At 65.7% G+C, this 19,622-nt stretch carries 24 protein-coding genes; 16 read left to right on the top strand and 8 right to left on the bottom strand.

From position 1 onward, the window contains the following. Nucleotides 1–130: 130 nt before the first annotated feature. Nucleotides 131–736, bottom strand: a complete 606-nt coding sequence (locus AC5Y30_RS13160; protein WP_499918663.1) for an Rv1363c family protein — start codon at nucleotides 734–736, stop codon at nucleotides 131–133. After that, the gene (locus AC5Y30_RS13155) at nucleotides 733–1,452 is read right to left on the bottom strand and encodes an Rv1363c family protein (RefSeq protein ID WP_499918662.1); all 720 of its coding nucleotides are present in this window, start codon (nucleotides 1,450–1,452) and stop codon (nucleotides 733–735) included. Before AC5Y30_RS13155 ends, AC5Y30_RS13160 begins: the two co-directional genes overlap by 4 nt. Before the next feature lie 183 nt (nucleotides 1,453–1,635). Between AC5Y30_RS13155 and AC5Y30_RS13150 the strand changes: the two genes are divergently transcribed. Then, nucleotides 1,636–2,055 (top strand): hypothetical protein, encoded by a 420-nt coding sequence (locus AC5Y30_RS13150; protein ID WP_499918659.1) that lies wholly within the window; start codon nucleotides 1,636–1,638, stop codon nucleotides 2,053–2,055. A gap of 5 nt (nucleotides 2,056–2,060) precedes the next feature. On the opposite strand, the gene AC5Y30_RS13145 is transcribed toward AC5Y30_RS13150, so the two are convergent. Beyond that, complete coding sequence (locus AC5Y30_RS13145; protein ID WP_499918657.1) at nucleotides 2,061–2,663, bottom strand: TetR/AcrR family transcriptional regulator; 603 nt, start codon at nucleotides 2,661–2,663, stop codon at nucleotides 2,061–2,063. A 100-nt stretch (nucleotides 2,664–2,763) separates the two neighbouring features. On the opposite strand from AC5Y30_RS13145, the gene AC5Y30_RS13140 reads away from it, so the two are divergent. From AC5Y30_RS13140 to AC5Y30_RS13125, 4 genes are read left to right on the top strand one after another with little or no spacing between them, the layout of a single operon-like run. After that, nucleotides 2,764–3,549: a hypothetical protein gene (locus tag AC5Y30_RS13140; protein WP_499918653.1), complete on the top strand. Its 786-nt coding sequence runs from the start codon at nucleotides 2,764–2,766 to the stop codon at nucleotides 3,547–3,549. After that, nucleotides 3,546–4,361, top strand: coding sequence for a hypothetical protein (locus AC5Y30_RS13135; protein ID WP_499918651.1), 816 nt, complete (start codon nucleotides 3,546–3,548; stop codon nucleotides 4,359–4,361). The genes AC5Y30_RS13140 and AC5Y30_RS13135 overlap by 4 nt, the downstream gene beginning before the upstream one ends. Further along, nucleotides 4,358–4,936 carry a cytochrome c oxidase subunit 3 family protein gene (locus AC5Y30_RS13130; RefSeq protein WP_499918649.1) on the top strand — a complete coding sequence of 193 codons (579 nt, stop codon included), beginning with the start codon at nucleotides 4,358–4,360 and terminating at the stop codon, nucleotides 4,934–4,936. The genes AC5Y30_RS13135 and AC5Y30_RS13130 overlap by 4 nt, the downstream gene beginning before the upstream one ends. A 4-nt stretch (nucleotides 4,937–4,940) precedes the next feature. After that, nucleotides 4,941–5,222, top strand: coding sequence for a cytochrome C oxidase subunit IV family protein (locus tag AC5Y30_RS13125; protein WP_499918646.1), 282 nt, complete (start codon nucleotides 4,941–4,943; stop codon nucleotides 5,220–5,222). A 20-nt stretch (nucleotides 5,223–5,242) separates the two neighbouring features. Here the strand turns inward: AC5Y30_RS13125 and AC5Y30_RS13120 are convergent, their stop codons facing one another. Beyond that, nucleotides 5,243–6,538 carry a cytochrome P450 gene (locus tag AC5Y30_RS13120; RefSeq protein ID WP_499918644.1) on the bottom strand — a complete coding sequence of 432 codons (1,296 nt, stop codon included), beginning with the start codon at nucleotides 6,536–6,538 and terminating at the stop codon, nucleotides 5,243–5,245. Between the two features lie 194 nt (nucleotides 6,539–6,732). Here AC5Y30_RS13120 and AC5Y30_RS13115 point away from each other — a divergent pair, with 194 nt between their 5' ends. Then, entirely contained in the window at nucleotides 6,733–7,452 is a 720-nt protein-coding gene (locus AC5Y30_RS13115; protein ID WP_499918642.1) for a TetR/AcrR family transcriptional regulator, read from the top strand. Here AC5Y30_RS13115 and AC5Y30_RS13110 read toward each other — a convergent pair. Both AC5Y30_RS13110 and AC5Y30_RS13105 read right to left on the bottom strand, forming a co-directional pair. Further along, nucleotides 7,368–7,802 (bottom strand): Rv2576c family protein, encoded by a 435-nt coding sequence (locus AC5Y30_RS13110; protein ID WP_499918640.1) that lies wholly within the window; start codon nucleotides 7,800–7,802, stop codon nucleotides 7,368–7,370. The genes AC5Y30_RS13115 and AC5Y30_RS13110 overlap by 85 nt on opposite strands. After that, nucleotides 7,799–8,554, bottom strand: coding sequence for an enoyl-CoA hydratase/isomerase family protein (locus AC5Y30_RS13105; RefSeq protein WP_499918639.1), 756 nt, complete (start codon nucleotides 8,552–8,554; stop codon nucleotides 7,799–7,801). Before AC5Y30_RS13105 ends, AC5Y30_RS13110 begins: the two co-directional genes overlap by 4 nt. 107 nt (nucleotides 8,555–8,661) lie before the next feature. Between AC5Y30_RS13105 and AC5Y30_RS13100 the strand changes: the two genes are divergently transcribed. From AC5Y30_RS13100 to AC5Y30_RS13080, 5 genes are all read left to right on the top strand, one after another. After that, the gene (locus AC5Y30_RS13100) at nucleotides 8,662–9,081 is read left to right on the top strand and encodes a lipoprotein LpqH (protein ID WP_499918637.1); all 420 of its coding nucleotides are present in this window, start codon (nucleotides 8,662–8,664) and stop codon (nucleotides 9,079–9,081) included. Between the two features lie 85 nt (nucleotides 9,082–9,166). Beyond that, nucleotides 9,167–10,357 (top strand): amidohydrolase family protein, encoded by a 1,191-nt coding sequence (locus AC5Y30_RS13095; RefSeq protein WP_499918634.1) that lies wholly within the window; start codon nucleotides 9,167–9,169, stop codon nucleotides 10,355–10,357. Nucleotides 10,358–10,382: 25 nt separating this feature from the next. Beyond that, nucleotides 10,383–11,849, top strand: coding sequence for a FadD3 family acyl-CoA ligase (locus AC5Y30_RS13090; protein WP_499918632.1), 1,467 nt, complete (start codon nucleotides 10,383–10,385; stop codon nucleotides 11,847–11,849). Then, nucleotides 11,846–12,472 carry a fatty-acid--CoA ligase gene (locus AC5Y30_RS13085; protein WP_499918630.1) on the top strand — a complete coding sequence of 209 codons (627 nt, stop codon included), beginning with the start codon at nucleotides 11,846–11,848 and terminating at the stop codon, nucleotides 12,470–12,472. The genes AC5Y30_RS13090 and AC5Y30_RS13085 overlap by 4 nt, the downstream gene beginning before the upstream one ends. A gap of 10 nt (nucleotides 12,473–12,482) precedes the next feature. Further along, a complete protein-coding gene (locus tag AC5Y30_RS13080) occupies nucleotides 12,483–12,668 on the top strand; it encodes a (2Fe-2S)-binding protein (RefSeq protein WP_499918627.1) in 186 nt (61 codons plus the stop codon). Nucleotides 12,669–12,672: 4 nt separating this feature from the next. On the opposite strand, the gene AC5Y30_RS13075 is transcribed toward AC5Y30_RS13080, so the two are convergent. Beyond that, complete coding sequence (locus tag AC5Y30_RS13075) at nucleotides 12,673–14,358, bottom strand: alpha-keto acid decarboxylase family protein (RefSeq protein ID WP_499918624.1); 1,686 nt, start codon at nucleotides 14,356–14,358, stop codon at nucleotides 12,673–12,675. 65 nt (nucleotides 14,359–14,423) lie between these two features. On the opposite strand from AC5Y30_RS13075, the gene AC5Y30_RS13070 reads away from it, so the two are divergent. From AC5Y30_RS13070 to AC5Y30_RS13055, 4 genes are read left to right on the top strand one after another with little or no spacing between them, the layout of a single operon-like run. Then, entirely contained in the window at nucleotides 14,424–14,867 is a 444-nt protein-coding gene (locus AC5Y30_RS13070; protein ID WP_499918621.1) for an SRPBCC family protein, read from the top strand. Between the two features lie 5 nt (nucleotides 14,868–14,872). Next, on the top strand, nucleotides 14,873–15,952 hold the full coding sequence (locus AC5Y30_RS13065) for a CaiB/BaiF CoA transferase family protein (protein ID WP_499918618.1): 1,080 nt from the start codon (nucleotides 14,873–14,875) through the stop codon (nucleotides 15,950–15,952). Nucleotides 15,953–16,010: 58 nt separating this feature from the next. Next, nucleotides 16,011–16,466, top strand: coding sequence for an SRPBCC family protein (locus AC5Y30_RS13060; protein ID WP_499918615.1), 456 nt, complete (start codon nucleotides 16,011–16,013; stop codon nucleotides 16,464–16,466). Between the two features lie 38 nt (nucleotides 16,467–16,504). Continuing rightward, nucleotides 16,505–16,954, top strand: a complete 450-nt coding sequence (locus AC5Y30_RS13055; RefSeq protein WP_499918613.1) for an SRPBCC family protein — start codon at nucleotides 16,505–16,507, stop codon at nucleotides 16,952–16,954. Here the strand turns inward: AC5Y30_RS13055 and AC5Y30_RS13050 are convergent. Further along, nucleotides 16,947–18,128 carry a pyridoxal phosphate-dependent aminotransferase gene (locus AC5Y30_RS13050; protein WP_499918610.1) on the bottom strand — a complete coding sequence of 394 codons (1,182 nt, stop codon included), beginning with the start codon at nucleotides 18,126–18,128 and terminating at the stop codon, nucleotides 16,947–16,949. The genes AC5Y30_RS13055 and AC5Y30_RS13050 overlap by 8 nt on opposite strands. A gap of 280 nt (nucleotides 18,129–18,408) precedes the next feature. On the opposite strand from AC5Y30_RS13050, the gene AC5Y30_RS13045 reads away from it, so the two are divergent. Continuing rightward, nucleotides 18,409–19,620 (top strand): acetyl-CoA C-acetyltransferase, encoded by a 1,212-nt coding sequence (locus tag AC5Y30_RS13045; RefSeq protein WP_067352530.1) that lies wholly within the window; start codon nucleotides 18,409–18,411, stop codon nucleotides 19,618–19,620. Nucleotides 19,621–19,622 lie beyond the last annotated feature (2 nt).

Genomic DNA, 19,622 nt, shown 5'->3' with positions numbered 1-19,622 from the left:
GGTGCTCCTCGAAGCGCGTAATCCGAGAGTGCCTATGGCACCTATTCCGCCGTCGGTTGCGACGTTCTCGAGCGATGACGTTACACTGCTTTAGCCCGCCAGATAATGGTTAGGACAACATCTGTCGCGCTCATCCGGACGGGTCGAATTTCGCGATCAGCCAAGAGCCGTTGACCTTGGTCAGCGTGACCAGGACACTGCTCTGCGTCGTCTCGGGGTCTTTCTTTTGTGCGCTTGCGGTGGTCTGGTCCACGAATACCAGCACCACGGCCGAATCGGGATGCAATTCCGAGACCGCGGCCCGAATCACCTTGGCCGTCGCCGTAAGTTGTCCCTTCTGCGCAGTCGGCGCGATGACTTCGTCGGCGAATTTGCTGTAATAGGCCAAGAAGTCGCCGGTGAGATGCGACTTCGCGTTGTCGAAATCGCGATTCCAATGGTCGTAGGAATACGACAACGCCGCCACCGCACCATTCGACGCCGCCTGTATTGCCCGGTTCGCCGCGGCGTCGCCAACCTGCTGATCCGGCCGGTACAGGATGAAGTACACGCCGGCAGCGACTCCCATGGCGGCGATCACCAACGTTGTCGCGACGATCGAACGCCACCGCGCCAAATAGCGGCGCGCCCGACGGCGAATCGCCGCCGGCCGCCCCTCCTGGTCGGCACTTGGAATCGTCGAGCCGTCACTCGCGTTTTCGGTGCCGCCCAGCGAGGAGCCATCTTCGACAGTCATCGCAGGAAATCAACTTTCGACATCTTGAGCTGGCCGCCGTCGCGGTCCAAATTGACGCTGAGCCGAAACAGGGCCGGTGGCGGTTTGGCGTTATCGGGCCCAATGGGATCGGTTTTCGCCGCCACAAGCACGACTCCCGAATTGTCGCTCACCGACTGGACCGCGACGGCTTCCACGGTGACCCTGGTGCCGACCTTCGTCTCCTCGGCCTTGTTGACGATCAGCCTCGACAGCACAGACAGCTGATTCTTCTGGTCGCCCGTGGAGGCATCGATCGAGCGCTGGACATCCTCTTTGGCATGAGCGGGGTCAATCGACATGAATGCGGTAATCCCTTGCCGGGCAGCTGCACTGAACTCCGCGGTGAGCTGGCGGTTATGCACCGCGATGTGGTGCTGCCAGAGCATGTAGCCGCTCCCTCCCAGAGAAGTGGAGAAGAGCACGGTGCCGATGCCGGCGGCTACCGTTCGCCGCTTTGGGCGCCGCAGCCATCGCGGTCGCCTGGGACGGCGCGGCAACCGTAGCCGTTTCCGGATCGACACCGCGGGCCGGTGCTCGGCATCATGTGCATCGTCGGCCGAATCCCCGGTTTCGGCCGCTCCGCGCAGGCTTTCCAGGCGTGCCCGAGCCGCCTCGGCGCGCGCTTCAGCCTCGGCAACTTCGTCTTCTGCGTCCACTTCCGAGAGGTCGGCGTCGGGCCCGTCCGGATCGTGCATCGGAGAGCGAGCTTATCACTTCCGCGCGGGCTCAAAGGCGCCACGGGGCGGCTGTCCTTGCGGCTCTCACATGCGGAAATGCTCGCCCGTCGGGACACCCGACGTAGTCGCGCTCGATGCCTCGGCGCCGCCGACCGTGCAGTCAGGGTTGATCTTCTCCAACCAGGAGAATTTTCTTTTCGGATGTGGCAGAGTTATCGGGTGCGATCGATCGTGGCCCTGGTTGCTGCGTTGCTCGGCGCCGGTGTGGTGGCGGCGCCGCCAGCCTTGGCGGGGCCGACTGTCTGCGACTACCCCGCCTGCACCCCCGGCATCATGCCGCACCAGGTTCTGGGCGCGCCGTGTGACAACACCAGCTACTACGCGTTCGGTGTCGCCGACGGCTACGTTTCCTTCGCCTCGGAGCCCGGCCGGCTGATGTTCTGCGGCTCGCCGCGGCGATACCAGCCGCGCTGGTTCCGCTCACCTCCGATGGCGGGGGTCAAGGACGAAAACGCCGAATGCCCGAACTATTTGAACTACGTCGCGCAGGCGCCCGACGGCCTGTTCCTGATCTGTATCGCTCACGACGGCATAGCGAGCTGGGTCCGCGCCGACACATAGCCGAGTCAGTCGCGGGATTTCCGGGGCAGGCCGAGCAGGCGCCGGCTCAAGTCGGTCACCCGCTCGAGCAACGTGTCGTCGTCGATGTCGGCAACCAGCGGATGCATGACCGCGGTGCTCAGCGCGCCGGAGAACATGGCCGCCTCGATCCGCCCGTCCAGACCCGCATCGCTCAGCAGCACCCGGTACAGACGGTCCATGAAAAGTTGAAACGGCTTGTGCTCGGCCAGCAATCGGACGACGACGGGGTCGAACTGCAGCGTGCGCACCAACCGGCGGTCACGCACGGCCATCTCGACCACGCGCACCAGTAAGGCATCGCGCGCTTGGGGACCGTCGTCGTATGCTTCGGCCTCCTCGAGCGCCGGCTCGAGTCGGCCGAGTTCGCGCTCGGTCACGGCGATGACGATCTGCTCTTTGGTCCGAAATTGATGGTAGACAGCGGCTTTCGTGATTCCGACTGCATCGGCGATCATCTGCAGTGAAGTACCGCTGACACCGTGCGTGGCGATCAGATCCAACGCGGCGTCGAGTACCCGCGTCCGGGCCGGGCTGTGCTCGATGAGCCAAAATTGCTCAGCGGCGACCGGCTGCCGTGCTGTTCCCACGCCCCGAGACTAGACGACGCTATTGACCCTGGCTAGCCGATCGGCTAGCTTCGCTCACTAGCCGGGTACCGGCCGCAATCTCGTACGGGAAGGAGTATCGATGTCCGACGTCGGCGCGGACGACCCAGGCGGTCGCCAAACTGCCCGAAGCGCGTACCGGCGGACCGACGGCGAGCTGATCCTGCTCTGGACCTTGCCAGTGGCGCTGATCCTGTGGATCGCCTCCTTCTTCCTGTTCCCGGGATTCAACCCGCCGATGTCACCCACCATGCCGGCGGAGCAGGTGGCCGCCTTCTACCGCGATCCGGGGCACATTCCGCAGATCCGTTCCAGCATGATCTTGTTCAACTGGTTCGGGGTGTGTCTGGTGCCGATACTGGCGCTGATCGTGCTGCAGATCCGCCGCATGGCGCACCGGACACCGATCTTCTCCTACGCCATGCTCGGGTGCGCGGCCGGCGGCCCGACGCTGTTCCTCGTCGCCGATGTCTGCTGGCTGCTGGCCGCCTTTCGCCCGGAGCGCAGCCCGGAACTGACTCAGCTGCTCAACGACCTCGCCTGGATCACCTTCACCATCCTGGTCCCGTTCTTCATCGGTCAGTGCGTAATCTTGGCCCTGGCAATCTATTTCGACGACCCGTCCCGCCCGGTGTTCCACCGGTGGGTGGCTTACTTCAATCTTCTGGTGGCGGCCGCGCTGGTGCCGGCGGCGTTCGTCGGCGTGTCGTTGACGGGCCCGCTGGCCTGGGACGGCCTGCTGTCGTTCTGGGTGAAAAACGTCGCCATCGCGGTCTGGATCGTCGTGATGGGCATCGTCTTGGGGCGGGCCGTCTATCGCGAGCGCGCCGAATCCCGCGGTCAACCAATGGAACTGGTCACCGCATGAGCGCGGTGATCGCACCGCCGACGTCCCCGGCCACGCCGCCCGCCGGCCCCCTGCACCACCGAATCGGTTGGCACCTGAGCCGCGACCCCAAGCGTGAGCTGTGGCTGGCGTGGGGGGTGCTCATGGTGTTCTACGGCCTCTTCTTCCCGATGTTCTTCATCGTGGCGCAGGTTCAGCCGCCGCCGGAGCCGACCTGGGACCTCGCGACCCAAGCCCACTGGTTCGCCGAACGTCACCTCGGCATACCCGTCGGCTTCGGGGTCATCTTCGCCATCAGCGGCATGATCGCGGTCAACAACGCACTCATCGCGTACTCGATGCGCCGCATGTCGGTCAGCCGCGCGTTCGCGTACTCCTATCTGCTCATCTACTCACTCAGCGCGGTTCCGGGCATGCTGCTGCTCAACATCGCGCTGATCGTGGGCACCCTGCGACCGGACCGCGACCCCGAAGCGATCGGTTGGCTCTATGACTTCGCCTTCTTGTCTTTCGACGGAACCATGGGGGTGTTCCTGATCGGCTCACTGATCTGGATGGTGGCGATCTTGCTCGACAAGAACCGCGTATTCCCCAAGTGGTTCGGCTATCTCAACCTGTGCAACGCGCTGACGGAGGTGGTCGTGGCGCCCTGCTGGATCTTCCGGCGTGGCGTGTTCGCGTGGGACGGCGAGATCGCGTGGTGGCTGGACATGGTCGTCTTCGGGGTCTACCAGGTCACGTTCATCGTCATGCTGTTCCAGATGATCCGGCGCGAAGACTTCGGTACCGGACCACTGCCGGACCTGCCGCGAAAGACGGCGGTTGCGCAATGACGGACCTCGCCGAAAACAGCGCGCGGGTTAGGGCCGTACCGGGCCAACCCGACATGTGGGCCTTCGTCCTGTTCGAAACCCTGGTGTTCACCGGGTATTTCGCCTTCTACCTGTTCGCACGGGGTCGCAACCCCGAACTCTTCCTGCACTCGCAGGCGCATCTCGACCTGCGCGTCGGAGTCTTCAACACTTTGGTCTTGTTGCTCAGCTCATGGTCGGTCGCGCGGTGCGTTCAGTCGGCGCGCGCCGGCGCTTACCGCGCGGCGCTCAGGGATGCCGCCATCACGGCAGGATTCGCCGTCGTATTCCTGTTTTTCAAGGTGTTCGAGTGGGCGCGGCTGGTCCAAGCGGGAAATGGCATAGACCGCAACGACTTCTTCATGTACTACTTTTTCCTCACCGGGATCCACTTTGTTCATCTGCTGATCGGCTTCGTCGTCCTGGGCGTCGTCGTCTACCAACTCATGAGTCCGGCGCGGCGCTCCCAGGAAATCGTCGAAACCGGTGCAACGTATTGGCACACCGTCGATTTCCTGTGGGTGCTCATCTTCGCGCTGCTCTACGTGGTGAGGTGAGCGGGTGAAATTCAACAAGAGGTTGCTGTTCGTCTGGCTGATCTTGGCCGCGTTGACGCTGGCTTACCTGTGGATAGATCACTCCGCCGGCGGATTGCTGAAGTCCAGCGCGGTGGTGACGTCGAGCGTCATCGTCATCGCACTTATCAAGGTGCGCATCATTTTTCGCGAATTCATGGAGGTGCGCGACGCCCCGGTGCTGCTCTGCCGCCTTACCGACGCGTGGGTGGTGCTGATCGCCGCCGTCTTGCTCGGCAGCTACTTCGTCGGACTGCAAATCCGTTAGCGCTCGCCAGTCGGGAGTTCCTAGGCCACCGGCGCGATCGCGTCCGCGGTGGTGAACCTCAGGTGCAGTTCGCTGAGGCCCCGCAGGATGTAGGTGGGCTCGTAGGTGTAACGACGATCGGCGGCCGGCCCGTGATGGGCTTCGTTGATTTCGATGTGCGGCATCCGGTCCAGGATCCGCTCGATCGAGACACGCCCCTCGACGCGGGCGAGCGGACCGCCGGGGCACGAGTGCACGCCGCGGGCGAACGCCATGTGTTCGCGAACGTTCCTGCGGCGCAAGTCGAATTCGTGCGGGTTCTCGAACCGACGCGGGTCGCGGTTGGCGGCGCCCGGCAGGATCATCACCACGGTGCCCGCGGGGATGTCGACACCTCCGACGGTGGTCGCCTTGCGCGCCAGCCGCGAGTCGCTCTTGACGGGGCTGTCCATCCGTAGCGATTCCTCGATGAACCCGGGAATCAGGCTGCGGTCGTCACGCAACTGCTGCTGGATATCGGGCCGGTCGCCGAGAACTTGCAGGGCGGCGCTGAGCAGCTTCGCGGTGGTCTCCTGTCCCGCGGCGAAGAGGAAGGTCGCCGAGCGGACGACCTCGATCACCGGGGGTGTCGATCCGTCCGGGTACTTCGCGTCCGCCAGGAAGCTCAGCACGTCTCCGCGGGGCTCGCGGCGCCGATCCTCGATGTAGTGACAGAACTTGTCGTCGAGCCACTCCAGCGGGTTGATACCCACCGACTCGTGGTCCAGGGCACCCACTCGCGCCTCGGGGCGATCGGCGCCCAACACCTTACGGAATTCCCTGTGGTCCTCCTCCGGCACGCCGAGCAGGTCCGCGATCACCAAAGTGGCGAACGGCTTGGAATATTCGGCGATGAACTCGCACTCACCGAGGCCGAGGAACTCGTCGAGCTGGCGGTCGGCGAGGCGCCACATGAACTCCTCGTTCTGCTTCAGCCGGCTCGGGGTCAGCAACTTCGCGAGCACCGACCGGGCCTTCGTGTGGTCGGGCGGGTCCATGGTGACCATGTGCTCGTTCATCGGAAACGAGCTGCGGTGCGCATCGATCTGCGGGCTGATGTCGTCGCCTTCGGGCGTGAACGGCAGCGGCGGGAAGGGCCCGCCGAGGGCGACGATGTTGGAGAAGGTGTCCGGGTCCTTATAGATCTCGCAGGCTTCGTCGTAGCCGGTGACGGCGACCACCCCGTAGTGCGGCAGGCGCAGCACCGGGTTTTGGCTGCGCAGGTAGTCGAAGTAAGGGTGCGGATCGGGGACCAATGACGGATCGGTGAAGAAGTCGATCGAGTCGAAGGTGCTCATCGGAATGCGTCTCCCTGGGCTGGGTTTACCGGCGGTATTCGGCGGCAAGCCGTACCGCCGCCCGATTTCGAGATCCAAAATGTGCTGAGCACCTGCTTAGCATGGCGGTAATGTCAGGGTCAAGGTTGAGGGCGGCGCGCCACGATACGATCCGTGTGGTCGGCACGGGATGGCACACAGTACGGAGCAGGCACATGACATCGGCCCGCAGAATCGGGGCGCCGGACGCGAAAAACCGCGTCTTGTTGCTCGATGCCGCCGAGCGGCTGATGCTCGAGGAGGGCTATGCCGCGGTCACGTCCCGCCGCCTGGCGAACAAGGCCGGGCTCAAGCCTCAGCTGGTGCACTACTACTTCCGCACCATGGAAGAGCTGTTCCTGGAAGTGTTCCGTCGCCGGGCCGAAGAAGCGCTTGAAGTGCACGCGCAAATGCTGAAGTCGCCGCAGCCGCTGTGGGCGCTCTGGCGATTCGGCACGGACCCCGCCTTCACCCGGATTTCGATGGAATTCATGGCGCTGGCCAATCATCGCAAGGAGATGCGGGCCGAAATCGCTTACTATGCAGAGCGTTTCCGCGAAGAGCAGCGCCAAGCGGTGACGACCGCGCTGGAGCGTTACGGCTCCAGAATTCAAGACGAAGGCCAGGACATCGACATCCCTCCGGTGGTGTGGACGGTGCTGATGAGCAGCCTGTCGCGGTTCCTGGTCCTCGAGCAGGCGATCGGTATGTCCGCCGGACACGCCGAGACGTTGGAATTGGTGGAGAACTACTTGCGCCGCCTGGAAGGCGAACCGCGGCCGATCGAGGGTGTACCGGATACCTGGATTGTTCACCAGTTCCGCAGCGAGCAGAGCACGCCTTTGGGGCCATCCTTGGATACGACGACCGCGCCGTCTACCGCCAGATCGCAGTGAAGTCCCGGCGTGCCGGGCTCCGTGCCGGTGCTCGCCACCACCATCGCGTAATGGTCGGGGTCCGACATGTCCAGATCGAAGCCCCACGGCTTGCCCGGGGCGAGATCGACGTCGACATGGGGTGTGAACGAGTAGGGGTTATGGCTGTAGTCGGAGAATTTCTCCGGCTGGTGGTCCAGGTAGTAGATGGACGTATAGATCGGGTTCTGCGCGGAAACGGTGTACCTGACGTGATGCATGACCGGGTCGGCATGCGCCCGTCCGCTTCCCACCAGCACGCTCGCGACCGCCAATAGCGAAGCCAACGACACGATGGAGCCGACGCCCATCGCTGTCCTCGTTGTGGTCATGACGCTCCTCCGGCGGCCGGGCGCGGTTTGTTGTTGCGGTTCATCACCCGTTCTGCGGCTTGCCAGTGCGGGTCGGCGACCCACAGCCGTGCGAAGGATGCTATCGCCTCCTCCGGGGAAACTCCGCGGATTACGCGCTTTATCTCGGTCGCCGGGTGGCGCGCCAGCGACCTCGCGATGGCTCGCCAACCCTCGTCGGGCGAATCGAAGACGTCGCGGGGCACGACCTGGTCGACCAGGCCGATGCGCTCGGCGTCGAACGCGCTGAGGGCGGTTCCCGAGCCGGCCAGCAGCAGCGCCCTGCTCTTTCCGACCAGCGTGGCCAGCCGCTCGGCCCCGCCCCAGGCCGGCATGATTTCCAGCTGAACTTGGTTGAAGGCGATCTTGATGTCGTCGGCGGCTATCCGGATGTCGGCGGCGACCGCGACTTCGGCGCCGCCGCCGAACGCGTGGCCGTTGAGCGCGGCGATCACCGGGGCGGGGAAGTCCGCCAGCTGATCGCAGATGGACCGCATCCGCCGGGCCATGGCTGCGGCGTCCTCCTCGGTCCGCAGCGCGCTCAACTCCTTCAGGTCACCGCCGGAGACGAAAGCTTTGTCTCCGGCGCCCTTGATCACCAGCGCTTGAACGCCTTCCGCCGCATCGAGCGCCTTCTCCAGCTGGTCCATGGTGTCCAGACCGATGGCGTTGCGGGCCTGCGGGCGATCGATGGTGACCACCGCCAACCCGGCGTCGATCTCCAGATCCACCATGCGTTTTCGCTCCTCGACAACAACACGATATTGGCATTCTCTTTTCGCGAGAATAACATCATCGCTGCAGGCCCAAGAACTTCAGCCAGTGAGGTAGAGGTGACTCGATGCGGAACCGAATCCTGGCCGCCGCCGCGGTCCTTGCCATTGCCTTGGTCGGGGCGTGCACGTCGCGGCCCCCAAGCCAAATCGCCAGCACGGCAACGGTGACCGTCAACGGCGCTGACCGCACTTTTCACGTCGTGAAGTGCAGTCAGCGGGAGTGGACCCGAACGATCGACATCGGCAGCGACTTCGCGGGAGCCAAGGTCGTGATCGACGAGAGTGCGCAACCGGCGACCGCCGAGTCCGTACACATCCAGAACCTGGGTGGCTTCAGCGGAATGTACTCCCGGGGCGGCGACGGCGAAGGGGGCATGAGCATGACCGGTGACAAATTCACCGTCAGCGGCACCGCCAACGGGTACCTGACCGCCAAACCCGGTGAACCGGCTACCGCCACGTACAAGATCTCCGTGGCCTGCTGACACGCCGGACCGGGGTCCGGAGACCCACGTTGCGATTACGCTCCCGTAGAGAATAGTATTCTCATAAATTGCGAAGGAGGATTTCATGGGCCAGCTGTCGCATCGGGAAGACGTCCCATTCCCGATCTTTGACGCGGATAACCACCTGTACGAGCCCCCAGAGGCGCTGACCAAGTTCCTGCCCAAGGAGTACAAGGACTTCGTCCAGTACGTCCAGATCAACGGGCGGACCAAGATTGCGATCCGCGGTCAGATCAGCAACTACATTCCCAACCCGACCTTCGAGGTCGTCGCCCGGCCGGGCGCCTGGGAGGAGTACTTCAAGTACGGCAACCCGGACGGCAAGAGCAAGCGCGAACTGTTCGGTGAACCGATGCGCGCGATCCCGGCGTTCTTCGAGCCCGGCCCGCGCCTGGAGAAGATGAACGAGCTTGGTCTGGATCGCACTCTGATGTTCCCGACGCTGGCGAGCCTGCTCGAGGAACGTCTGCGCGACGACCCGGTGGCCGTCCACGTCCTGATCCACGCGCTGAACGAATGGCTCGACGAGGTCTGGGGCTTCAACTACCAGAACCGGATCTTCACCACCCCGGTCATCACCTTGCCGATCGTCGAGAAGGCGATCGAGGAACTGGAGTGGGCCGTCAAGCGCGGCGCGCGGTGCATTCTGATCCGCCCGGCGCCGGTCCCGGGCTTCCGCGGCCCGCGTTCCTTCGCGGTGCCCGAGTTCGACCCGTTCTGGGAGCGGGTCGTCGAGTACGACTTACTCGTCGGCATGCACTCCAGCGACAGCGGCTATTCGCGCTACACCTCCGAGTGGGACGGCGCGGAACAAGAGATGCTGCCGTTCCAAACCAATGCGATGGGCATCCTCAACGAGTGGCGGCCGATCCAGGACGCGGTGGGGTCGTGGGTGATTCACGGCGCGCTGTACCGGCACCCGAAGCTGAAGGTCGCGATCGTCGAGGCCGGGTCGAAGTGGATGACGCCGCTGCTGGACGGCCTGGCCGAGGTGTTCCGCAAGGCCCCGGAGGTATTCCCGAGCGACCCCGTCGAGATGGTCAAGAACCGCATCCACGTGAGCCCGTTCTTCGAGGACGGCATCGACGATCTGGTCAACCTCGTCGGCGTCGATCAAGTGTTGTACGGCTCGGACTGGCCGCACCCGGAGGGGCTGGCGGAGCCGACGTTCTACGTCAACGCGCTGTCGCATCTATCCGTTGAGGATCAGGCAAAGATCATGGGCGGCAACCTCGGTCGGCTCGTCACGGTGTGACGTCTAGGGGCTCCGGGCGGCGACGATGCAGGACGTGAAGCGTCCTGAGAAGGAGCCGGCCAACCGACAGTGGCAGACCATCCCGGAGATGGTCTTGAGCGCAGCGGACCGCTTCGGCGACGCGGAAGCGGTCGTCGACGGTCCGCTGCGCTTGACATTCGGTCAGGTGACCGAGAGAATCCGTTGTGCCGCAGGCGCTTTCGCCGACCTCGGCATCGACAAGGGTGACCGGGTCGCTGTCTGGGCGCCCAACTCGGCCGAGTGGATCATCGCGGCGTTCGGGTTGCTCACCGCCGGCGGCGTGCTCGTCCCGGTCAACACGCGGTTCAAGAGCGAGGAAGCCCGCGACATCATCGTCCGCAGCAAGGTGAAGGCCGTCCTGGTCCAAAAGGGTTTCCTGGACCAGGATTACAGCGCGCCCGCCGGAGTGCCGGTGATCGACCTGAAGTCCGACTTCCTGTCCAGTGGTTCGCCATTCGAACGGCCGGTGAGCGGCACCGACACCTCGGACATCATCTTCACCTCGGGCACGACCGGGCGTCCCAAGGGGGCGATGCTCAATCACGGTCAAACGCTGCGCATGTACGAGGAGTGGGCGACGCTCGCGGACCTGCGGGAGGGCGACCGCTACCTGCAGATCAACCCGTACTTTCACACCTTCGGACTCAAGGCGGGTCTGGTCGCCTCGTTCCTGCGCGGCGCCACGATGCTGCCCGTCGCGGTGTTCGACGTCGACACCGTAGTGAATCTTGTTGAACGTGAACGCATCACGATGCTGCCCGGACCGCCGACGCTGTATCACTCGTTGCTGACGGTGGCCGACAAGTCCAGGCTGTCGTCGTTGCGTGCGGGCGTGACCGGCGCCGCCGACATCCCGGTCGAGCTGGTGCGTCGCATCCACGACGAACTGCCGTTCGAGACGCTGATGACCGGTTACGGCCTCACCGAGGCCGGCAACGTCACCCTCTCCCTGCCGGGCGATTCCTTCGAGGACGTCGCCACCACCGCGGGCGTGCCGTGCGAGGGGGTCGAGGTGCGCATCGCCGAGGACGGCGAGGTGCTGGTCCGTGGCTACGGAGTGATGCGGGGGTACCTCGACGAACCGGAGGCCACCGCCCAAGCGATCGACCGCGACGGCTGGCTGCACACCGGAGACCTCGGAGACTTCACGGAGACCGGGCGGCTGCGCATCGTCGGCCGGAAGAAGGACATGTTCATCGTCGGTGGGTTCAACGCCTACCCGGCCGAGATCGAGGGCTTCCTGCTCAATCACCCGGCCGTGGCACAGGCCGCGGTCATCGGTGTCCCCGACGAACGGATGGGCCAGGTCGGCAAAGCGTTTGTGGTGCGCAACGGCGAGGTCAGCGCCGACGAATTGATCGGCTGGTGTCGTGACCGGATGGCCGGATTCAAGGTGCCCCGCACGGTAGAGTTCCTCAATTCACTCCCACTCAACGCGACGGGGAAAGTGATGAAGGACCAGCTCCGATGAACAACGGCGATATCCATTCGATGGTGATCGCATCGGACTATCGCGTCCCCGATCCCACCCGGGTATGGCCACTGCTGAAACGCAACAAAGCCGCCCTGGCCGATATCGGCGCACACCACGTGTTGGTCTACACCTCGACCCGCGATCACGGGCGGGTCCTGGTGATGATCGGCGTGCACAGCCGTGAGCCGATCGTGGAGCTGCTGCGGTCCCGGGTCTTCTTCGATTGGTTCGACGAGGCCGGCGTGGAAGACATTCCCGCGGTCTTCGCCGGCGAGATCGTCGACAGGTTCATCGCGCAGCCACCGACAACTCCGGCGGCGCCGGGCGTCGTGGTGGCCGCCATCGCCTCCGTCAACGACGTGTCCCTGCTGACCTCCGAAGTCAGCACGGCGATCGACAGATTCACCACGGCCGGCATCCGAAAGACGTGGGTGTTCCAGGCTTTCGACGACGATCACGAAGTGCTGATCCTGCAGGAGTTCCCCGACGAGAAAAGCGCGCGGGACTGGATCGACCACCCAGACGCGGCGGCGCAATGGATGTCGGGTGCGGGCATCGGCGCCTACCCACCGTTGTTCGTCGGCCGATTCTTCGACATGATGCGCATCGAGGCGGACTGAGGATCCGCCGGTGTTCGTGTGCCTGTGTAATGGAGTCACCAGTCAAACGGTGACCGAAGCCGTTTCGTGCGGGGCGTCGACCACCAAGGAAGTCGCCCAGGCGTGCGGGGCGGGAGCCGATTGCGGACGCTGCCGTCGCACGGTGCAGGCCATCCTGCGATCGTCCAGTCCGGACCGAACCCCGAACTCGCGCTAGCTCGTCAGCGGCGCGGACTGCCATCCGGTGATGTCGGTTGGACGAGTTCGACCAGCAGGGCCGGGATTTCGAGTCGCGGCAACATCACCTCGATGAACACCATGCGGTCTCGCTGCTCGGCAGCGGCGGTCAGGGCGTCGTCGAGTTCGCCGTAGGTCCGGACCTGGAACGCCAGGTGGTCGGTGACCCCCAGCGCGCGGGGGACCTCCGTCCACTTCCAATTGACGATGTCGTTGTACGGCGCGGTCTCGCCGTGGATCGCCCGTTCCACGGTGTAGCCATCGTTGTTGACCACCACGATGACCGGGGACAGCCCCTCACGCGAAAAGGTGCCCAGTTCCGGGACGGTCAACTGCGCGGCGCCGTCCCCGATGAGCAGCACCGTCCTGCGGTCCGGATGCGCCACCGCGGCCCCGAGCGCGGCGGGCAACGTGTAACCGATTGAGCCCCACAGTGGTTGGCCGATGAAGGTCACACCCTGCGGCAGCCGGTGGTCGGCCATGCCGTAGAACGAGGTGCCCTGGTCCGCAAGCACCACGTTGCCGGGGGTGAGGGCCACGCAAAGGCGGTCCCACAACATCTTCTGGGTGAGTGGCTGGTCGCGCGGCGGGGGCGGCGGCAGCGGCTCGGCCGGCGGCGACACCACCGGTGGCGAGGAGACTCCGCGGCGCACCAGGATCGCGGTCAGCGCATCGAGCGCCGCGCCCATTTCCAAGGGCGCGAAGACTTCTCCGGCCACGCTGCTCTGATACTGGCCGACATCGATCGTCCGGGCGGGGTCGATGCGCTGGCTGAAGAAGCCGCTGACCATGTCGGTGAACACCACCCCGGCGGTGACCAGCACGGGCGCCTCTTCGATCGCGGTGCGCACCGCCGGCGCGCTGGCGGACCCGGCGTAGATGCCCAGGAAGTTGGGCGAACTCTCGTCGAGCAGACTCTTTCCCCACATCAACGTGGCGTGCGGCACCACGTCGGCCGCCAGCAACGCCTCGAGTTCTTTGATCGCCTGCAGTCGGTGTACCAGCAAGTCGGCCAGGACGGTGAGCCGGTGGTCGCCGATGAGTTCGGCCGCGGCCTCGGCGAACATCGCCAGGGCGCGGGGGCTGGTGCCACCGCTATAGCGGGGCAACGGCGCCTCCGGCGGCTCGGTGGGGAAGCGAGCCACGTCGGTGGACATCAGGATGTATCCGGGGCGCTTCTGCTCGCGCACCTCGGACAGCACCCGGTCGATCTCGCGGCGGGCCGTCGCGGGCATCAGATTGGTTTGGGCGCAGGTGATTTCGCGGCTGACCCGGAAGAAGTGCTCGAAGTCCCCGTCGCCGAGCGAATGGTGCAGCGCCCGGCGGGTGTGCTGGGCATCCTTGGACGGGCCGCCGACGATGTGCACAACGGGTACCTGCTCGGCATAACTGCCCGCGACCGCGTTGGCCGCGGAGAGCTCTCCGACCCCGAAAGTCGTTACCAAGGCCGACATTCCGCGTAACCGGCCATACCCGTCGGCGGCGTAGCCGGCGTTCAGCTCGTTGGCGTTGCCGACCCAGCGAATGCTGGGGTGCGCAATGATGTGGTCGAGGAATTCCAGGTTGTAATCGCCGGGAACGCCGAAGATCTCCGAGACGCCGAGCTCGGCGAGGCGGTCCAACAGATAGTCACCGACGGTGTATGCGGGATCGGTCGCAGCATCAGTCACAGGCACGACGGTACGCTCGGTCGAATCCGTTCCGGGCGAGACGCCGGGCCAGTATCGTGCGGGCCATGGCACTCAAAGAATCCCGCGACATCGTCATCGAAGCCAGTCCGGAGGAGATTCTGGACGTCATCGCCGACTTCGAAGCGATGCCCGAATGGTCGGAACCGCATCAGAGCGCGGAGATCCTGGACACCGGTGACGACGGGCGCCCCCGGCAGGTGAAGATGAAGGTCAAGGTCGCCGGGATCACCGACGAACAGGTGGTCGCCTACACGTGGGGCGACAATGTGGTGAGCTGGAAGCTGGTCAGTTCCTCGCAGCAGAAGGCGCAGGACGGGAAGTACACCCTGGTGCCGAAAGGCAACGAGACTCTGGTCAAGTTCGAGCTTCTCGCGGACCCGAATGTGCCGCTGCCCGGCTTCGTGCTCAAGCGCGCCGTGAAGGGAACGATCGATTCGGCGACCAAGGCGCTGCGCGACCGGGTGCTCCAGGTGAAGAAGGGTAAGTAGCTGCCGTGAGCGGCGGCCCGCTGTCCGGGGTGAAAGTCATAGAACTCGGCGGCATCGGGCCGGGACCGCACGCGGGAATGCTGCTCGTCGATCTGGGAGCCGACGTGGTGCGGGTGCGGCGTCCAGCGGGCGGCTTGGGGATGCCGGCCGAGGACCGCGATCTGCTGCACCGCGGCAAGCGAATCGTCGACCTGGACGTCAAGGCGCAGCCGCGAACGCTGCTGGAGCTGGCCGCCAAGGCCGACGTGTTGCTGGACTGCTTCCGGCCCGGGACCTGCGAGCGACTCGGCATCGGGCCGGACGACTGCGCGGCGGTCAACCCGCGGCTGATCTACGCGCGGATGACTGGGTGGGGACAGGAGGGTCCGCTGGCGCCGACCGCCGGTCACGACATCAACTACCTGTCGCAGACCGGCGCCCTGTCGGCGCTGGGCTACGCCGACCGGCCGCCGATGCCGCCGCTGAACCTGGTCGCGGACTTCGGTGGCGGCTCGATGCTGGTGGTGATCGGCATCGTGGCCGCCTTGTACGAACGGGAGCGTTCGGGCGCGGGGCAGGTGATCGACGCGGCGATGGTCGACGGGGTCAGCCTGCTGGCCCAGATGATGTGGACTATGAAGTCCACTGGCGCACTGCGGGACCGACGCGAATCGTTCCTGCTCGACGGCGGCGCCCCGTTCTACGGCTGCTACGAGACCGCCGACGGACGATACGTCGCCGTCGGCGCCATCGAACCGCAATTCTTCTCGGCGCTGCTCGACGGGCTCGGCCTGTCACCCGACGACGTGCCCGCCCAGCAAGACAAAGCGTCCTACCCACGGATGCGCGAGATCTTCACCCAGCGATTCGCCAGCCGGACGCGGGACGAATGGACGCGGACCTTCGCCGGCACCGATGCTTGTGTCACCCCGGTGCTGACGTGGCAGGAGGCCGCCGCCGATGGGCACCTGCGGGCGCGTTCCACCCTGATCACCGCCCACGGCGCCGACCAGGCCGCACCCGCCCCACGCTTTTCGCGAACCCCCGCCGGGCCCGTCGGACCGCCTCCGGCGGCGACCACGCCGCTCAACGAAATCGACTGGTAGAAAATCCTTTACGGCGAACCGGTCCGCATCGCGGTCGGCGTTGCTAAGTTGATCCTCAGTGGCCGTAAAAGCATCAAGGGAATTCGTCGTCAACGCGCCGCCAGAAGTGGTCATGGAGGCGCTGACCGATGTCGGCGTCCTGTCATCGTGGTCGCCGCTGCACAAACATGTCGAGGTGATAGACCGGTATCCCGACGGCCGGCCGCACCACGTCAAGGCCACCATCAAGGTTCTCGGGCTGGTCGACAAAGAGGTCCTGGAATACCACTGGGGACCGGATTGGGTTGTCTACGACGCCAAGGGGACCTCGCAGCAGCACGGCCAGCACGTCGAGTACACCCTCAAACCCGAAGGGGTCGACCAGACTCGGGTGCGCTTCGACATCACCGTCGAACCCGGCCGGCCCATGCCTGCGTTCGTCGTGCGGCGCGCGGCCGAGAGTGTTCTCGACGCCGCGATGAAAGGGTTGTGCGACCAGGTGGCAGGCGGCAGCGGTTCTTCCCGGCCGGAATAGCCTTCGCCGGTGGCTGCGCTGGCGTTAACTTAGTACTAGTGGCCGTTCAAGCATCTTCGGAAATCGTCATCGACGCGCCTCCGGAAGTCATTATGGAGGCGCTCGCCGATATGGATGCCGTGCCCTCGTGGTCGTCGGTCCACAAGCGGGTCGAGGTCGTCGACAAGCATCCCGACGGCCGCCCCCACCACGTGAAGGTCACGATCTCGGTGACCGGCATCCACGACACGGAAGTGCTCGAATACCATTGGGGCGCAGACTGGATGGTGTGGGACGCCCACAAGACGGCGCAGCAGCATGGTCAGCACGGCGAGTACAACCTGAGCCGCTTGGGCGTCGACAAGACCAGGGTGCGCTTCACCATCACCGTCGAACCCTGGGCGCCGCTACCGGAGTTCTGGATAGCCCGGGCCCGAAAGAAAATTTTGCACTCGGCGCTGGAGGGGCTGCGCAAGCGGGTGATGGAGGGCTTCGGATCGGCTAGGTAGCGTCGCGCAGCCCGGCGAGTCGCTTGATCGCCTCGTCGAGGGTGTCGTCGCGTTTGCAGAAGGTGAAGCGCACCAAGTGATTCCACACATCGGCCGGACCGTGCGTGGCCGCCGGCTCGCAGAAGGCCGACATCGGGATCGCGGCGACTCCAACCTTTTCCGGGAGCGCCGCGCAGAACGCGCCGCTGTCGTCGTAGCCCAGCGGACGGGGATCGGCGCACAGGAAGTAGGTGCCGGCGCTGTCGTGCACCTCGAACCCGACGTCGATCAGCCCGGCGGCCAGTCGATCGCGCCTGGCCTGCAAAGTGGCGCGCAGGCCGGCCACCCACGCGCCCTCGGTCTCCAGTGCCAGGGCCACCGCCGGCTGGAACGGCGCGCCGCCGACATAGCTCAGATACTGTTTCGCCGCGCGCATCCCCGCGATGAGATGCGCTGGGCCGCAAGCCCATCCGATCTTCCAGCCGGTGCAGTTGAACATCTTGGCGGCGCTGGAGATGGTGATCGTCCGCTCGGCCATGCCGTCGAAGCCGGCCAGCGGAACGTGCTGCCGCCCGTCGAATACCAGGTGCTCGTAGACCTCATCGGTGATCACCAGCAGGTCCGCCGCGGTCGCGACCTCGGCGATGGCCGCCAACTCGTCGGCACTCAGCACGGTGCCGGTCGGGTTGTGCGGGGAGTTGACAATCAGCGCGCGGGTCCGTGGCGTCACGGCCCGGCGCAGGGCGTCGGCGTCCAGGGCGAAGCCGCGGCCGTGGGGGACCAGGGGCACGACCACCCGTTGCGCGGAGGCCATCGCCACCACCGGTGAATAGGAGTCGTAGAACGGTTCGATGAGCAGGACCTCGGAGCCGGGTTCGACCAGGCCGATCACCGCCGAGGCGATGGCCTCGGTCGCCCCCACCGTCACCAGCACCTCGGCGTCGGGGTCGTAGGTGATGCCGTAGCGGCGCTGCCGCTGGGCGGCGATGGCGTGGCGCAGCGGTGCGATGCCGATGCCCGGTGGGTACTGGTTGACGCCGTCGGCGATGGCCTCCTGGGCGGCCTTCAGCATCGCCGGGGGTCCGTCCTCGTCGGGGAACCCCTGGCCGAGGTTCACCGCTCCGATCCGCGCGGCCAGCGCCGACATTTCGGCGAACACCGTGGTCGCGTAGGGGCGCAGTCGCGACACCGTCATGGTGGTTGAGCTTAGGCGCGGCGGGCCACGGCCAGTGCCCGGGACGTGGCAGGCCAGCGTGAAGTTAATTGCACACTCGTCGCCGAGCGTGAAAGTAGTTTCACGGTCGGCCGGGGCGGCCGTCCCGGCCGGGCGAGCCGACGCGTGGTCGTCGTCACACGCCGCCCCTGAGCTGCGCGGTTTGGCCAACCAACAGGTTGGCCGGGGGCCCTGTTAGGGTGGGGCGGGATCTAGTCTTCAAGACGGATTCGAACCCTATTCGCCAGATCAGGAAGTCGTCATGTCCGAAGAAGCTTTTATCTATGAGGCCATCCGCACCCCGCGGGGCAAGCAGCGCAACGGTTCGCTGAACGAGGTGAAGCCACTCAACCTGGTCGTAGGCCTGGTTGACGAGCTCCGGCGGCGTTTCCCCGACCTCGACGAGAACCTGATCAGCGACATGATCCTGGGTGTGGTGTCCCCGGTCGGCGACCAGGGCGGCGACATCGCCCGCACCGCGGTGCTGGCCGCCGGCCTGCCCGAGACCACCGGCGGCGTGCAGCTCAACCGGTTCTGCGCGTCGGGCCTCGAGGCCGTCAACACCGCCGCGCAGAAGGTACGGTCCGGCTGGGACGACCTGGTGCTGGCCGGCGGTGTCGAGTCGATGAGCCGCGTCCCGATGGGCTCCGACGGCGGCGCCTGGGCAACCGACCCCGAGACCAACTACCAGATCGGGTTCGTGCCCCAGGGCATCGGCGCCGACCTGATCGCCACCATCGAAGGCTTCTCCCGCGAGGACGTCGACCGCTACGCGCTGCGCTCCCAGGAGAAGGCGGCCGCGGCGTGGTCCGGCGGCTACTTTGCCAAGTCGGTCGTTCCGGTGCGCGACCAGAACGGTCTGGTGATCCTCGACCACGACGAGCACATGCGGCCCGACACCACGCTCGAAGGCCTGGGCAAGCTGAAGACCGCGTTCGACGGCATCGGCGAGATGGGCGGCTTCGACGACGTGGCGCTGACCAAATACCACTATGTCGAGAAGATCAACCACGTCCACACCGGCGGCAACAGCTCCGGCATCGTCGACGGCGCCGCGCTGGTGCTGGTCGGTTCGGAAGCGGCCGGCAAGTCGCAGGGCCTGACCCCACGGGCGCGCATCGTGGCCACCGCCACCAGCGGCTCGGACCCCGTCATCATGCTCACCGGCCCGACCCCTGCCACGCGCAAGGTGCTCGACCGCGCGGGCCTGACGATCGACGACATCGACCTGTTCGAGCTCAACGAGGCCTTCGCGTCGGTGGTCTTGAAGTTCCAGAAGGACCTCAACATTCCGGACGAGAAGCTCAACGTCAACGGTGGCGCCATCGCAATGGGCCACCCGCTGGGCGCCACGGGCGCCATGATCACCGGCACCATGGTCGACGAGCTCGAGCGCCGCAACGCGCGTCGCGCCCTGGTCACGCTGTGCATCGGCGGCGGCATGGGTGTCGCCACCATCATCGAGAGGGTTTGAGA

The organism is Mycobacterium sp. NGS27 (genome assembly GCF_059813005.1).
The sequence above is the reverse complement of the archived record's forward strand: the minus strand, read 5'-3'. Positions and strand labels throughout refer to the sequence as shown.